This window comes from Bacillus sp. z14 (2026), from assembly GCF_058313575.1.
The window spans coordinates 615,180-631,400 of the sequence record NZ_JBZFQK010000003.1; the positions used below are offsets into that span (position 1 = coordinate 615,180).

A 16,221-nucleotide genomic window follows, 5' to 3' on the forward strand; every position below is an offset into this window, starting at 1 on the left:
TTACTCCTGTTCAGGATGACGGAGGTAGTACCCAACTCCTCTTCTTGTAACAATCCATGCAGGATGGCTTGGATTATCTTCTATTTTTTCACGTAAGCGTCGAACGGTTACATCAACTGTTCTGACATCTCCATAGTAATCATAGCCCCATACTGTCTGCAGAAGATGCTCCCTTGTCATTACCTGGCCTATATGTTTAGCGAGATAAAAGAGAAGCTCAAATTCCCTATGGGTTAATTCAATGGTGTCACCTCTTTTGGATACCATATAAGAATCAGGATGTATCACTAGATTGCCAATCGTAATTTCATTTGTTTCCTCGTTATCTTCCTGCTGATTTGCAGCATGTTTTTGCCTGCGTAAATTCGCTTTTACGCGCGCAATTAATTCACGAGTACTGAACGGCTTTGTCACATAATCGTCTGCGCCCAGTTCCAGGCCAAGCACTTTATCTATTTCGGAATCCTTTGCCGTCAGCATAATAATTGGCATATCATATTTCTTCCGCACTTCCCTGCATACTTCCATTCCGTCCTGTTGCGGTAGCATGATATCTAATAAAATCAAATCTGGCTGAAGTTCTTCTACCAGTTTAATGGCATCATTACCGTCATAGGCACAATACACATCAAATCCTTCTTTTTTCAAGTTAAACTGTAATATATCTGCAATAGGCTTTTCATCATCAACAACCAGTATCTTTTTATCCATCGTCTATTTCTCCCTTTTATATAATAAAATGTCTATATTAATGACATCTGCGAGTCACAATTTTGTTAAACTATCCTAATCTTACTTTACCATTTCTATTGAAACAGGTCATCTTTTTAAAATTTAATTCCAAATATATACAAGGGTGAATACCAAAAAGGATTAGACTGGTGTCTAACCCTCAAATTCTCTATGAAATATACTAGTACTAATGATTAATTTATTCAAAAAGCTGACAAACGTTTTCGTCTGTCAGCCAGTTATTTTTTATATACCGTATGGATTGCGGAGTATATTCGTTTGATTACGGTCCGGTCCTACAGAAAAGATTGATAATGGAATACCTGTTAACTGAGATACTCTTTCTAGATAAGTACGTGCATTTGCAGGCAGTTCAGACAATGTTTTCACACCCGTGATATCTTCTGTCCAGCCTGGCAGTTCTTCATAGATTGGTTCACATTCAGCCAATATTTTCAGACTCGCCGGGAACTCCTCCAATACTTTTCCATCGTGTCGATAAGCAACACAGATTTTTAATGTTTCAATACCTGTTAAAACATCGATAGAGTTAAGAGAAAGATCAGTGATTCCACTAACGCGGCGCGCATGGCGGACAACGACGCTATCGAACCAACCTACCCTTCGCGGACGTCCCGTAGTAGTACCATATTCTCTTCCTACCTCACGAATTTGATTACCAATTTCGTTATCAAGTTCGGTAGGGAATGGTCCATCTCCAACACGGGTCGTGTAGGCTTTACATACACCCACTACATGATTGATTTTTGATGGTCCAACTCCGGAACCGATTGTCACGCCGCCCGCAACTGGGTTAGAGGATGTAACGAATGGGTATGTTCCCTGATCGATATCAAGCATTACCCCTTGTGCTCCTTCAAATAAAACACGGCGTCCTTCATCCAAGGCGTCATTTAAAACAACAGAGGTATCACACACATATTGTTTAATTTGCTGTCCATATTCATAATATTCTTCAAAGAAATCATCCATCGTAAAGCCTTCAGTTTCATAAAAACGTTCCAGCATACGGTTTTTCTCTTCCAAGTTTCTTGTTAACTTCTCTTCAAATACTTCTTTATCTAATAAATCGGCAATCCTGATACCTATACGGGCTGCTTTATCCATATAAGCCGGGCCAATTCCCTTTTTAGTAGTACCTATTTTATTACTCCCTTTTCTCTCTTCCTCTACTTCATCAAGTTTCAGATGATAAGGAAGAATCACATGGGCTCTATTGCTGATACGTAAATTATCTGTGGTAATCCCACGATCGTGCAGATAAGTAAGCTCCTCAATAAGTGCTTTAGGGTCAACGACCATACCGTTTCCAATTACCGATATCTTATCCTTATAGAATATGCCTGAGGGAATCAAATGAAGCTTATATGTTTCACCATTAAATTTTATTGTATGTCCCGCATTATTTCCACCTTGATATCTGGCAATTACTTCTGCGTTTTCTGAAAGGAAATCTGTAATCTTTCCTTTACCTTCGTCTCCCCATTGTGTACCTACTACTACGACTGAAGACATTCTTTACACCTCCACTAATTTACCAACATCTTGCACTTTGGCTTAACAAACAAATTAAGTGTATCAATTACATGAAGTAATTTCAAGGAATTCACGAACGTTTATATGAAAATAGTAAAATATGTTCGTGTATTGATGTAATAAAAATAAACCCACCTTTGTTTGGTGGGTCGGTCTATAAACTATTATGCTCCAGAAGGTATGGCATCATCCTGGAATCTTCTCTCTAAATTAACAAACTTATTGTATTCCTTCACAAATGCCAGTTGAACTGTTCCAACCGGGCCATTACGCTGTTTCGCAATGATAATTTCAATAACATTTTGGTTTTCTGTTTCTTTATCATAATAATCTTCCCTGTATAAGAAGGCTACAATATCAGCATCTTGCTCAATACTTCCTGACTCACGGATATCAGACATCATCGGACGCTTGTCCTGACGTTGCTCAACACCACGAGAGAGCTGGGAAAGAGCGATAACCGGAACTTCTAGCTCCCTTGCCAAGGCCTTAAGGGAACGGGAAATTTCTGATACTTCCTGTTGTCTGTTTTCGCCTGATCTGCCATTTCCCTGAATAAGCTGGAGATAGTCAATCAGGATCATGCCAAGTCCATGTTCTTGCTTTAAACGACGGCATTTTGAACGGATTTCACTAATTCGGACACCCGGAGTATCATCTATAAATATACCTGCATTTGATAAGCTTCCCATTGCCAGTGTTAATTTGCGCCAATCTTCGTCTGTCAGAGATCCTGTTCTAAGGTTTTGAGCATTTATATTACCTTCTGCGCAAAGCATACGCATGACCAATTGTTCTGCACCCATCTCCAAACTGAAAATCGCAACATTTTCATCCGTTTTTGTTGCAACGTTTTGGGCAATATTAAGTGCAAAGGCTGTTTTACCAACAGATGGACGGGCAGCAACGATAATTAAATCATTACGCTGAAAGCCTGCTGTCATGTGATCCAAGTCATTAAAGCCTGTAGGTATTCCAGTTACATCTCCTACGCGGTTATGAAGTAACTCAATATTGTCATAGGTCCGAACTAAAACATCTTTAATGTTGTGAAAGGCTCCGGCATTTTTTCGGGAGGCAACTTCCATAATGCTCTTTTCGGCTTCACCCAAGAGACTTTCTACTTCATCTTCACGTGAATACCCATCTTGTACAATGCCAGTTGCTGTATTAATTAATCTTCTAAGAACGGACTTTTCTTCAACAATTCGGGCATAATATTCTATATTGGCCGCGGTAGGTACTGATGACGCCAGTTCTGTTAAATAGGGAACTCCCCCTACCTCTTCAAGCTGCTTTGTTGCACTTAGTTCTTCTGTTACTGTGACTAAATCGACAGCCTTTCCTTTGTCGTTTAGCTTCAGCATAACCAGGAAGATTTTTTGGTGTGCACTTCTATAAAAATCCTCAGGTATCAAAATCTCAGAGGCAAGTATTAAAGAGGAAGGCACAAGAAAAATTGCTCCTAAAACCGCTTGTTCCGCCTCAACATTTTGTGGTGGAACCAAATCAGTAAAGAGCTCATTCATTCGGCAAACCCCCTTTATATATTTAAACGTAATTATATATTTTTATTAGCAATTAAAATGGATTGCTATTCTATTGTATATGGAAATGAAGAGAATAGGTACAGGAAATTATTTATTTTAACTTTCATTTGCATTAGTAACTTCTATCATACTAAAAAAAAGTGATGAAATCAGCTAACAAGCTTTTCATCACTTTTTTTAAGAAAATTATTTCCTGGGAAAATATTTTATTGTTCTTTCACATGAACATTTAAAGTAGCGGTTACCTCATGATGAAGCTTAACCGGAACTTTTGTGTAGCCGAGAGAGCGAATTGCGTCTTCTAATTCAATTTTACGTTTATCAATTTTATGCTTATGCTGTTTTTGTAATTCGTCAGCAATCTGTTTGCTGGTAATGGATCCAAAGATTCTGCCGCCCTCACCAGTCTTCGCTTTTAATTCAATTGTAAGCTTTTCTAATTGCTCTTTTAATTTTTTTGCATTTTCTAGTTCCTCAGCTGCAAGCTGTACTTCTTTATTTTTCTGATTTTCTAGTGTTTTCATATTGCTGCCGGTTGCTTCTACAGCTAATCCCTGTTTCAAAAGGAAATTATGTGCATACCCATCTGCAACATTTTTAATTTCACCTTTTTTTCCTTTTCCTTTAACATCTTTTAAAAATATTACTCTCATTTGTTTGTGCCTCCTTCATATAGCTCATCAATTGCATCTTTCAACATTTGCTCTGCTTTTTCCATTGAAATGTCATCCAGTTGAGTTGCCGCATTTGTAAGATGCCCTCCGCCACCCAAACGTTCCATAATAACCTGAACATTTATATCGCCAAGAGATCTTGCACTTATGCCAATGCTAGTTTCTGATTTTCGTGATAACACAAAGGATGCGATCACTTCATCCATTGCTAACAATGTGTCTGCAGCCTGGGCAATCAAAACCTGATCAGCAAATTCATTTAAATCACCATGAGCAATAGCAATCCCTTTATGATAAAAATAAACGTCCTCAATCAGCTTTGCGCGCTTTAGGTAAGTATCTACATCTTCCTTAAGAAGCTTTTGTACAAGGACTGTGTCTGCACCATGCCCTCTTAAAAAAGAAGCAGCATCGAAAGTTCTGGATCCTGTTCTAAATGTAAAGGATTTTGTATCCACTATAATACCAGCCAGCAAAGCAGTTGCTTCCAGCATACCTACCTTAACACGCTTTGGCTGGTATTCAATAAGCTCCGTTACTAACTCGGCTGTAGATGATGCATATGGCTCCATATAAACCAGGATAGAATTATCTATAAATTCCTCGCCACGCCTGTGATGATCAATCACCACGATTTTTTCAGCCCGGGAAACCAGTTTTTCCTCAATGACCATGCTTGGCTTATGAGTATCTACGATAACAAGTAATGTTTTATCGGTGATTAGCTCAACACCAATTTCAGGTGATATAAATCTGGAGTCCAACTCAGGCTTTTGCTTCACTTGAGATAGAAGTCGTTTAACACTTGAATCTAATTCACTTCTGTCTAGAATAATATATCCTTCACGGTTATTCATTTCGGCAATTTTTAATATCCCTAAGGACGAACCAATAGCATCCATATCGGGAAACTTATGTCCCATTACAATAACTTTATCACTATCGACTATCAAATCACGCAGTGCATGTGAAATTACCCGTGCGCGAACTCTAGTTCTTTTCTCCATAGGATTCGTTTTGCCACCATAAAATTTCACTTTTCCATTTGGGAGTTTAATGGCAACCTGATCTCCACCTCTACCCAGAGCCAGATCAAGACTTGATTGAGCAATGCTGCCCAATTCAGGTAATGCAGAAACTCCGCTCCCCACACCTATACTCAGTGTTAACGGAACATTTTGCTTGGCCGTTGTTTCCCGTACATCATCCAGTATGGAAAATTTCGTTTTTTCTAGGTGGTTAAGAATACTTTCGCTAAAAATAGCGATAAACCGATCCGAGGAAATTCTCTTTAAAAAGACTCCATATTCTTTAGCCCAATTATTTAATAGGGAGGTTACAAAGCTATTTAAGCTGCTTTTTCGCTGGTCGTCCATTCCTTGTGTCACATCGTCATAGTTATCTAGATAGATAATTCCAATGACAGTTCGCTCTTCTTCGTACATTTTTTCAATTTCTGTTTGCTCTGTAACATCGAAGATATAAAGCAATCTTTCCTCCGGTTTATGGACTACTCGAAACTTACGATTATAAATTGCTACAATATCTTCGCTTTCCTCTCTTTTCACCAAAGGTATTAAGGGTTCTGCAACCTCAGAAATGTATTTTCCAACCAAAGTATCTTCCTGGAGACACTTAGCCATATATGGGTTGGTCCATTCAATTACATAATCCTCGTTGAAAAGCAGTATACCTATTGGCATTTCTAATAGAGCTTCTTCCCCCACTTTTTTTAATCGATAGGATAGAGTGGAAATATAGATTTCCGTTTCTTTTTGTATTCCATATTCAATTTTTAATATTAGAAAGAAGAGAATGCCAAAAAGCAAAGAAGCTACTATTGCAAATATCCAATTATAATAAGCAAGAACTCCGATGATTACTAAAGATACACCCAATAATGCGTAGATGGGATAACGGATCGCTTGCCTGTTTAAATAAGATGGCATAGATTCAGCTCCTAAATAATGTGGATCAATTTATGTATTACTTATCATTATACTTGATAAAACTCCATTATGACCAACAGAGCAATTAATTACCTGTTCAGAGGCGTATAATTAATACCCTTCATTAGTACCTATTTAAAACAATAAATACATACAAAGAATATTATAAAGCATAAATAAAATGATATCCAAAAAACAAGACATTACATTGAACCATAATGTTATATTGAAATAATATTTAAAAATAATGTAATTCGATGTCTGTAATTTTATTAATAATTCCTCATGTCAATACTGTTTCCTTAAATACAATTAAAAAACGGAAAGGATTCCCTTTCCGTTTTTATGTGTAAAATCTTATTTTTCCTCTGCTACGAATGGTAGAAGAGCCATAGTACGAGCACGTTTGATTGCAATAGTCAATCTACGTTGGTACTTAGCGCTTGTTCCAGTTACACGACGTGGAAGAATTTTTCCACGCTCAGAGATAAACTTTTTAAGAAGATCTACATCTTTATAGTCGATGTGCGTAATGCCGTTTGCTGTGAAATAACAAACCTTACGGCGTTTTGCACGTCCGCCTCTGCGTCCGCCTGCCATATTATTCACTCCCTTTCATTATAATTATATTCGTCCGTTCGAATTATCAATGTTAGAATGGAAGGTCATCATCCGAAATATCGATAGTTTGTCCATTACTACTGAATGGATCATCATCAATCTTCGTATAATTACTGTCCTTCCGTTGATTCTGGTTTTGGTTGCTATTTCCCTGGCCAAATGGATTGGTATCATGACCACCATATTGGCTTCCGCCGCTTTTTTCACCGGCAGATGAACCTTTAGGCTCTAGGAATTGTACGCTCTCTGCCAACACTTCTGTTACATAGACACGTTTTCCATCCTGACCTTCATAATTACGAGTTTGAATACGTCCATCAACTCCAGCAAGATTACCCTTTTTCAGATAATTAGCTGCATTTTCTGCCTGGCGTCGCCAAACAACACAGTTAATAAAATCTGTTTCCCGTTCACCTTGTTGGTTAGAAAATGGGCGATTCACTGCTAATGTGAAGGTTGAAACAGGAACACCATTCGGAGTATAGCGGAGATCAGGATCCTTCGTTAAACGACCTACCAAAATGACACGGTTTATCAACAGAATCAACTCCTAATATTAGAAAATTGTTCCACATGAAACAATTTATGTTCAATCAAAATTACTCTTCTTCTTTAACTACAATATGACGGATGATATCTTCGCTGATTTTAGCAAGACGGTCAAATTCTTGAACAGCCTCTGCAGTTTCAGCTTGGATTTTGTTGATCATGTAATATCCATCACGGAAATCATTGATTTCATAAGCAAGACGGCGTTTGCCCCATTCTTTTGTTTCAAGAACTTCAGCACCCTTGTCAGCTAAAATTGTGTTAAAACGCTCAACTAAAGCTTTTTTTCCATCTTCCTCAATGTTTGGACGGATGATATACATAACTTCGTATTTTGTCATCACTGTCACCTCCTTTTGGTCTAAACGGCCCTTATGGGCAAGGAGCAATTAATTACAATTACTCACAAGTTAAAAGTATAGCATACATATAAGAAGTTTGCAAATTGATAAAAAAGACCGATCATACTGACCGGTCCTCTTGTTTATACATTGAAACGGAAGTGAATAATGTCTCCGTCTTTTACTTCGTATTCTTTACCTTCTAATCTAACTTTACCCGCTTCTTTCGCAGCATTCATGGAACCAGCTGCCATCAGATCTTCATAAGAAACGATTTCTGCGCGAATAAATCCACGTTCAAAATCAGAGTGAATAATTCCAGCACACTGTGGCGCCTTCATCCCTTTACGGAAAGTCCAGGCACGTACTTCTTGAACACCTGCCGTGAAATATGTTGCCAAGCCCAACAATTGATAAGACGCTCGAATTAATTGATCCAACCCAGATTCTTCTATGCCTAGTTCTTCAAGGAACATCGCTTTTTCTTCGCCTTCAAGCTCTGCAATTTCCGATTCAATTTTGGCACAAATCACGATTACCTCAGCATTTTCCTTCGCTGCAAATTCACGAACCTGAGTCACGTAATCATTATCGGACGCATCTGCTACTTCATCTTCATCAACATTAGCAACATATAAAACTGGTTTAATCGTGAGAAGATGTAATCCTTTCACGATTTTGAGCTGTTCTTCCGTGAATTCAACTGCTCTGGCTGGTTTTTCAGCTTCAAATGCTTCTTTTAATAAGGAAAGAACTTCATACTCAACAACTGCTTCCTTATCTTTTTGTTTAGCTAATTTACCTACACGGTCAATTCTTTTCTCTACCGTTTCCATATCAGCGAGAATTAATTCGAGATTAATCGTTTCAATATCATCGATTGGATTAACCTTACCTGAAACGTGGGTAATATTTTCATCAGCAAAGCATCTTACTACATGGCAAATTGCATCTACCTGGCGAATATGGGAAAGGAATTTATTGCCTAAGCCTTCTCCTTTACTTGCCCCTTTTACAATTCCTGCGATATCGGTAAATTCAAAAGCAGTCGGTACTGTTTTCTTCGGTACTACAAGCTCTGTCAGCTTTTGCAATCTATGATCTGGTACCTCTACAATCCCTACATTAGGATCAATCGTACAAAATGGATAGTTAGCAGATTCTGCTCCAGCCTGTGTTATTGCATTAAAGAGAGTAGACTTCCCTACGTTAGGCAGACCTACTATTCCAGCTGTTAATGCCACATCATTCACTCCTTATGTGAAAACATATTAAATGTTATATAATCTATATGTGATAAACCTTTACCAATTATAGTGACAAGTCATCTAAAAGACAAGCCGCTATTATTTTTCAATTAGTATTTGAATTACACTTTATTATGATAGCATACAAGCTGTACATTAAGCTTTGAGATTATGCCTCGTGTTTCTGAAGTATCTTTTTCATCTTCCTAACAAAATCTTTACGGGGCAACATGACACTATGGTCACATCCTTCACATTTAATTCGGACGTCCATACCAAGTCTAATAATCTTCCAGCGGTTGATACCACATGGATGAGGCTTTTTCATTTCAACAACATCATTCAATCCAAAATCCTTATCATCCATAGTTTTTTAATCCTCCATTATTTAAACTTTTCCCTTTATATCCATGAATTATATCAGCATATGGCCAGACCTCCAATTAAAACCAACATCCAGAATAAACAGAAATCTACCTAGACTCCCGTTTCTCTAATTTCTTTCCTTTCATTTCATCATATAAGAATAACGTTTCACACTAAATTCGCTATAAAGAACAATTCACTATTATTACCTGGGTATATGAATTGAAACTAAATGTTTTTTTAATATAACTTATTCAAATCTACTAGGATCTAAATACCTATATAAATGAATAATGACAATGTTTCTTTATTCCTTATGCTTGGGTATACATATGATAAATCAATCTGTTTAGAAGAAACGTTAACCATTTTACTACATCTCAGCTTTGGAAGGAAAAAGTGTATATAAAAAGACAAGTATTTTCATCCTGATAACCGGATGGGAAGAATATAGGATTCGAAAGTCTGCAAAATATTCCAAAGTTCAGTGTATAAAATCCCTATATTTTCCGTATACTGATAGTACTTTTGCAGAGGAGTGGTAATTATGAACATGAGGCCTTCTTTTTTTGAACAACGCAATACAACAAATCGAATATCATATGAGGAAGAGAATGCCCACCATGTTATCTCTAGAGAATTACTCACAATCCTCCCTTCTCATAAAGTACGTCCTGTTGTCATTGTTTGTATCGGTACAGACCGTTCAACTGGTGATTCACTTGGTCCTTTAATTGGAACATTGTTAAGTGAGAAAACACTGCCCAATTTTTATATATATGGTACATTAGAGGATCCAATCCATGCTGTGAATTTACAAGAAAAACTTAATTATATTCATAGCATACATGAAAATCCATTTATTATTGGAATAGACGCTTGTCTTGGCAGAGTTAAAAGTGTTGGAATTATCCAGGTTGGTAAAGGCCCTGTAAAGCCTGGTGCCGGTGTAAATAAAGAATTGCCCAATGTGGGAGAAGCCCATATTACAGGAATCGTTAATGTTAGTGGATTTATGGAATACTTTGTGCTTCAAAATACTCGTTTAAATTTAGTCTTAAAAATGGCTAAAGCTATTACAAAAGGTATTTATTTAGCCGGTTTATCCTATAATCATGCCGCTTCCATAACTACAACATTTAATTGGAACTTCGAAGAAGAAAAGGTACATGACAATAATTTATAGAGAAAAATAAAAAACCATATAAATGGTTTTTTATTTTTCTAAAATTTCAAGGAGTCTCTCTAAATCCTCATTGGAGAAAAATTCTATTTCTATCTTCCCACGCTTATTATTCTGTTTAATATTAACTGTTGTACCGAAACGTTCTCTTAATTGATTTTCTCTTTCCTGAATAAATATATCCTTAGCAGGGACTTTTTTTGTTTCACGTGGAACACTTTCATTCAAACCTTGAATGATCCCCTCTAATTGCCTAACATTAAGATTTTCCTTAATTACTTTATCAGCCAGAGGTTTAATATCTTTTTTTGATTTCAGGCTTAACAATGCTCTTCCATGTCCCATTGATAATTTTCCTTGAGAAATATAATCCTGAATCAATGCAGGCAATGATAACAATCGAATATGATTGGCTATATGAGGTCGGCTTTTCCCCATTCTTTTCGCCAATTCTTCTTGAGTGATATCAAGGTTTCTCAATAATGACTGATAAGCAGCACCCTCCTCTACTGGATTTAAATCTTCTCTTTGAAGATTTTCCAATAAAGCAAGTTCCATCATTTGTCGATCATCAAATTCACGAACTACAGCAGGCACAGTTTTCATTTTTGCTTCTTTAGCAGCACGAAAGCGCCTTTCTCCAGCCACTATTTCATAGCCTTTAATACTGCTTTTCCGTACAATCAGAGGCTGTAAAATTCCATGTTGAAGAATTGAGTTCTTTAATTCTTCAATAGCTTCAGGCTGAAAAGATTTCCTTGGTTGATATGGATTTGGCCGCAAATTTTTAATCGCAATCTCTTGTACCACTTCTTCTTTGCTGACTTCCATGTTAGCAATAAGGGCATCAAGACCTTTCCCCAATCCCTTACCCATTTGCAACCACTTCCTTTGCCAAATCTAAATATACTTCCGCTCCACGTGACTTTGGATCATAAATAATAATCGGCTCACCATGGCTTGGTGCTTCACTTAAACGTACGGTACGTGGAATGATCGTTTTATATACTTTATCCTGAAAGTACTTCTTAACCTCATCTATGACTTGTATACCCAGGTTTGTCCGGGCATCAAGCATGGTTAATAATACTCCCTCTATTTTTAAATCATGGTTTAAATGTTTCTGGACTAATCTAACCGTATTAAGTAATTGACTGAGGCCTTCAAGGGCGTAGTATTCACATTGCACAGGTATAAGCACAGCATCAGATGCTGTAAGGGAATTTAGAGTTAATAAACCTAAAGATGGAGGGCAATCAATAATAATATAATCATACTCATTAACGACTGCTTCTAACGCTCTTTTCAAGCGTACTTCTCTGGATATGGTAGGAACCAATTCTATTTCAGCACCTGCAAGTTGAATAGTAGCCGGTATGACATCTAGGTTTTCAACTTTCGTTGCCTTAATAACATCAGCAACATCCACATCATCAATAAGTACATCATAAATGCATTGTTCAACATCAGCCTTCTCTATCCCTACTCCACTGGTCGCATTTCCTTGTGGATCAACATCGACTAGCAAAACTTTCTTTCCTATGTACGCCAAGCAGGCCCCCAAATTAACTGAGGTTGTTGTTTTACCAACTCCTCCTTTTTGGTTTGCAATAGATATTACTTTTCCCATGTTGTCACCTGCCTCACTTTACATTCAGACTTATAACGTTTCTATTTTAACATGTTTCTATTTTTCAAAGTTCATATATTTAAAATTATCACACAGAAAGTATCGATTTTTGTAAAAAGTTTTGATTATATAAAAAAAACTGGCAACCTATCGGATTGCCAAGTTATCAATTAATCAAACTATTATTTCCTCTTTTTCGGAATACGGATTGTAATTTGATAAAAATCATCAAACTCTGTTTCCTCTGAGTCTAAGTTAATTCCATTATCCTTAACCATGCTCATTGATTGACGGATAGTATTTACCGCTATGCGCATATCCTTACTGAATGCTTTTCGGATGGCACGAGGCTTTTTGTCTTCATCAGCTGAAAGCAGTTTGTTGACTCGTTCCTCTGTCTGCTTCACATTCAGTCCTTTATCAATAATTTCTTCGACAAGCTTCGCCTGTTTTTCAGGATCTTTTAATGGGATTAAGGAGCGTGCATGTCTTTCTGTGATTGCCTTTTGCATGACCGCATTCTGAACCACCTGCGGCAATTTAAGTAAACGGATTTTATTGGCAACCGTAGATTGTCCTATTCCAAGCCTGTTTGCAAGACCTTCCTGGGTCAATTGATGCAGTTCAATTAATTTACTGTATGCCACAGCTTCTTCAATAGGAGATAATTCCTCACGTTGAAGGTTCTCTATTAAAGCAACAGATGCTGTTTCAGTGTCTGAGAGATTATTAATAATGGCAGGAATTTTATCCCAACCCAATTTACTTATGGCTCGGTATCGACGTTCACCGGCAATTATTTCAAATTGTCCATCATGGATTTCTCTGACAACAATGGGTTGAATAATTCCATGCGTTTCTATAGTCAGAGCAAGTTCTTCAATTTTCTCATCATCAAAAATACTTCTTGGTTGAAAACGATTTGGTACAATTGAAGAAATAGGTAATTTATGGATTTCGTCATGGTTTATTTCTTCTTTTTCCGTCTCAATTTCCGATTCCCTGTCAACATTTTGTTCTTTATCTCCAAGTCCAAAAAAACGTGAAAAAGGATGTTTTGTCATCCCTACACCACCTTTAAAAAACTTCCAACTAGCTTAATCATTGGCAAAAATCATATTTAAATAAGTTCAGATTGTCTCATTTTTTGGTAATAACTATCTTTATTATACCGTTTTTTAGAATATCCGTCTCAATAAAGTTTACTCTAATGGCTGCTTATTTGGTGTTCCCGGTTTTCGTGGATATTTTTTTGGCGTTTCTTTTACTTTATCTATTAAGATAATATGACGTTTGCTGTCTTCCTTTGGCAGTTGGAAATAAAAGTCCTGATCCATTTTACCACCTAAAATTGTCAACGCCTTTTTCCCTGCCAATACTTCATCATCAGCACCGGCACCTTTTAAAGCGATAAATTTGCCTCCTTTTTTTACTAATGGAAGGCATAACTCGCTTAAAACCGATAATCTGGCAACTGCTCTAGCCGTAACATAATCATATTGTTCCCGGTGTGCTGCTAATTTACCAAATGTTTCTGCACGATCATGATATAAATTGACATCCTGTAAACCCAGCTCATCTGTTAAGGTTTTTAAAAAGGTAATCCGCTTATTTAAAGAATCTACAATAGACAATTTTATTGATGGAAAGCAAATCTTTAGTGGTATACTGGGAAACCCTGCTCCCGCTCCAACATCACATAAAGAAAGATCCTGATTAAAATCAATAAAGAAAGATGGTGAGATGGAATCATAGAAATGTTTCAAATAAACCTCTTCTTTATCCGTAATAGCTGTCAGATTTACTTTTTCATTCCATTCTACCAAAAGCTTAAAATACGTTTCGAATTGGTCAAGCTGAGATGGAGAAAGAACAATTCCCTTCTCCTCTAATGCATGTTTAAATTCTGATATGTTCATTTATTTACCTCTTAATTTTGGGGTATTTTTGCAATTTTCCCTTGTTCAATATAAACGAGCAAGATAGAAATATCAGCTGGGTTAACACCTGATATACGTGAAGCTTGGGCCATAGATAATGGACGAACCTGTTTTAATTTCTGACGTGCTTCAGAAGCAAGCCCTGTAATAGCGTCATAATCAATTAAATCAGGGATTCTTTTGTTTTCCATTTTCTTCAGCTTTTCTACTTGCTGAATCGACTTTTCAATATAACCCTCATATTTAACCTGTATTTCCACCTGCTCTGCTACATCCTCAGGAACTTCACTCTCTGCAGGAATTAATTGACTGATATGTTTGTACGATAATTCTGTCCTTCTAAGCAGGTCATTGCCGCGAATGCCATCCTTTAGTTCACTGCTTCCCCATTCTCTTAAATAAGATTGGGTAGTTTCATTTGGTTTAATGATGGTAGCAGCCAGCCTTTCGATTTCATTCTGAATAGCTTGCTTTTTAGTCAAGAAGCGTTCATAACGGTCCTCACTGATCAATCCAATGCGATGGCCTATTTCTGTTAATCTCAGGTCTGCATTATCATGTCTCAGCAATAAACGATATTCAGCACGGGATGTAAGCAATCTATAAGGCTCATTCGTTCCCTTCGTAACCAGGTCATCAATCAGAACCCCAATATAGGCATCCGAACGGCTCAGAATAATCTCCTCTTCATTCAGAGCTCTGCGGCCTGCATTGATCCCAGCCATTAGCCCCTGTCCAGCAGCTTCTTCATAACCTGATGTACCATTAATTTGGCCAGCAGTATATAAATTTTTAATATTTTTTGTTTCTAATGTCGGCCAGAGCTGTGTTGGTACGATAGCATCATACTCAATTGCATAGCCAGCCCGCATCATCTGTACATTTTCGAGCCCCGGTATGGTTGCCAGGATTTCCTTTTGAACATCTTCCGGCAAACTTGTTGAAAGCCCTTGTACATATACTTCATTCGTGTCTCTGCCTTCCGGTTCAAGGAAGATTTGATGGCGTGGCTTATCATTAAAACGAACTACTTTATCTTCTATTGATGGACAGTAACGCGGTCCAGTACCCTTAATCATTCCAGAATACATAGGAGAGCGATGTAAATTATTATCGATAATCGTATGTGTTCCTTCATTTGTGTATGTCAGCCAACATGGCAACTGATCCGTAATATAGGTCGTTGTCTCATAGGAAAATGCCCTTGGTACATCGTCCCCAGGTTGTATTTCAGTTTTATTGTAATCAATTGTATCACCGTTCACTCTTGGCGGTGTACCTGTTTTAAAACGGACTAAATCTAATCCAAGCTCTTCAAGGTGTTCAGATAGCTTGATGGATGGTTGTTGATTATTTGGACCGCTGGAGTATTTTAATTCTCCTAAAATAATTTCTCCGCGTAAAAAAGTCCCTGTTGTAATAACAACTGCTTTTGAATGATAGATAGCCCCTGTCTGTGTAATAACGCCCTTACATTCCCCATCCTCAATAAGTAAGCGATCAACCATCCCTTGCATGAGGGTTAGATTCTTTTCATTTTCGAGCGTTTTTTTCATTTCGTTCTGATAGGCGAATTTATCTGCCTGTGCTCTTAACGCACGCACAGCCGGACCCTTACCTGTATTGAGCATTCTCATTTGAATATGGGTCTTATCAATATTTTTACCCATTTCTCCACCAAGAGCATCAATCTCTCTGACTACGATCCCTTTTGCAGGACCACCAACTGATGGATTACAGGGCATAAATGCAACCATATCCAAATTAATTGTTAATACAAGTGTTTTAGCCCCTTGTCTGGCAGCAGCAAGACCTGCTTCACTCCCCGCATGACCTGCTCCTATTACTATTACATCATATTCACCAGCATGATATGCCATTG

At 37.4% G+C, this 16,221-nt stretch carries 16 protein-coding genes; 1 reads left to right on the forward strand and 15 read right to left on the reverse strand.

Translation table 11 applies throughout. The annotated features are described in order from the left end of the window. The 10 genes from yycF to AC4G3O_RS13945 form a co-directional block, all read right to left on the reverse strand. The gene (yycF, locus tag AC4G3O_RS13900; protein ID WP_066109676.1) at nucleotides 1–711 is read right to left on the reverse strand and encodes a response regulator YycF; all 711 of its coding nucleotides are present in this window, start codon (nucleotides 709–711) and stop codon (nucleotides 1–3) included. Nucleotides 712–978: 267 nt separating this feature from the next. Continuing rightward, nucleotides 979–2,268, reverse strand: coding sequence for an adenylosuccinate synthase (locus AC4G3O_RS13905; RefSeq protein WP_066109679.1), 1,290 nt, complete (start codon nucleotides 2,266–2,268; stop codon nucleotides 979–981). Between the two features lie 185 nt (nucleotides 2,269–2,453). Further along, the gene (dnaB, locus tag AC4G3O_RS13910; RefSeq protein ID WP_066109682.1) at nucleotides 2,454–3,818 is read right to left on the reverse strand and encodes a replicative DNA helicase; all 1,365 of its coding nucleotides are present in this window, start codon (nucleotides 3,816–3,818) and stop codon (nucleotides 2,454–2,456) included. A gap of 227 nt (nucleotides 3,819–4,045) precedes the next feature. Continuing rightward, complete coding sequence (gene rplI, locus AC4G3O_RS13915) at nucleotides 4,046–4,492, reverse strand: 50S ribosomal protein L9 (protein WP_066109684.1); 447 nt, start codon at nucleotides 4,490–4,492, stop codon at nucleotides 4,046–4,048. Further along, entirely contained in the window at nucleotides 4,489–6,462 is a 1,974-nt protein-coding gene (locus tag AC4G3O_RS13920; RefSeq protein ID WP_491136363.1) for a DHH family phosphoesterase, read from the reverse strand. Before AC4G3O_RS13920 ends, rplI begins: the two co-directional genes overlap by 4 nt. 357 nt (nucleotides 6,463–6,819) lie before the next feature. Beyond that, a complete protein-coding gene (rpsR, locus tag AC4G3O_RS13925) occupies nucleotides 6,820–7,062 on the reverse strand; it encodes a 30S ribosomal protein S18 (protein WP_066109691.1) in 243 nt (80 codons plus the stop codon). Between the two features lie 52 nt (nucleotides 7,063–7,114). Beyond that, nucleotides 7,115–7,621, reverse strand: a complete 507-nt coding sequence (gene ssb, locus AC4G3O_RS13930; RefSeq protein WP_066109692.1) for a single-stranded DNA-binding protein — start codon at nucleotides 7,619–7,621, stop codon at nucleotides 7,115–7,117. 61 nt (nucleotides 7,622–7,682) lie between these two features. Then, nucleotides 7,683–7,976 (reverse strand): 30S ribosomal protein S6, encoded by a 294-nt coding sequence (rpsF, locus tag AC4G3O_RS13935; RefSeq protein WP_302621348.1) that lies wholly within the window; start codon nucleotides 7,974–7,976, stop codon nucleotides 7,683–7,685. Between the two features lie 140 nt (nucleotides 7,977–8,116). Then, entirely contained in the window at nucleotides 8,117–9,217 is a 1,101-nt protein-coding gene (ychF, locus tag AC4G3O_RS13940; protein ID WP_066109696.1) for a redox-regulated ATPase YchF, read from the reverse strand. Nucleotides 9,218–9,389: 172 nt separating this feature from the next. After that, nucleotides 9,390–9,587: a DUF951 domain-containing protein gene (locus AC4G3O_RS13945; RefSeq protein ID WP_066109702.1), complete on the reverse strand. Its 198-nt coding sequence runs from the start codon at nucleotides 9,585–9,587 to the stop codon at nucleotides 9,390–9,392. A 546-nt stretch (nucleotides 9,588–10,133) separates the two neighbouring features. Between AC4G3O_RS13945 and yyaC the strand changes: the two genes are divergently transcribed. Further along, the gene (yyaC, locus tag AC4G3O_RS13950) at nucleotides 10,134–10,772 is read left to right on the forward strand and encodes a spore protease YyaC (protein WP_066109705.1); all 639 of its coding nucleotides are present in this window, start codon (nucleotides 10,134–10,136) and stop codon (nucleotides 10,770–10,772) included. Between the two features lie 30 nt (nucleotides 10,773–10,802). Here the strand turns inward: yyaC and AC4G3O_RS13955 are convergent, their stop codons facing one another. From AC4G3O_RS13955 to mnmG, 5 genes are all read right to left on the reverse strand, one after another. After that, entirely contained in the window at nucleotides 10,803–11,645 is an 843-nt protein-coding gene (locus AC4G3O_RS13955) for a ParB/RepB/Spo0J family partition protein (RefSeq protein ID WP_066109707.1), read from the reverse strand. Continuing rightward, entirely contained in the window at nucleotides 11,638–12,399 is a 762-nt protein-coding gene (locus AC4G3O_RS13960; protein ID WP_066109709.1) for a ParA family protein, read from the reverse strand. The genes AC4G3O_RS13955 and AC4G3O_RS13960 overlap by 8 nt, the downstream gene beginning before the upstream one ends. Nucleotides 12,400–12,581: 182 nt before the next feature. Further along, nucleotides 12,582–13,463, reverse strand: a complete 882-nt coding sequence (gene noc / locus AC4G3O_RS13965; protein WP_066109711.1) for a nucleoid occlusion protein — start codon at nucleotides 13,461–13,463, stop codon at nucleotides 12,582–12,584. Nucleotides 13,464–13,601: 138 nt separating this feature from the next. After that, nucleotides 13,602–14,318, reverse strand: coding sequence for a 16S rRNA (guanine(527)-N(7))-methyltransferase RsmG (rsmG, locus tag AC4G3O_RS13970; RefSeq protein ID WP_066109714.1), 717 nt, complete (start codon nucleotides 14,316–14,318; stop codon nucleotides 13,602–13,604). Between the two features lie 11 nt (nucleotides 14,319–14,329). After that, nucleotides 14,330–16,219: a tRNA uridine-5-carboxymethylaminomethyl(34) synthesis enzyme MnmG gene (gene mnmG, locus AC4G3O_RS13975; RefSeq protein WP_066109717.1), complete on the reverse strand. Its 1,890-nt coding sequence runs from the start codon at nucleotides 16,217–16,219 to the stop codon at nucleotides 14,330–14,332. Between the last annotated feature and the right edge of the window lie 2 nt (nucleotides 16,220–16,221).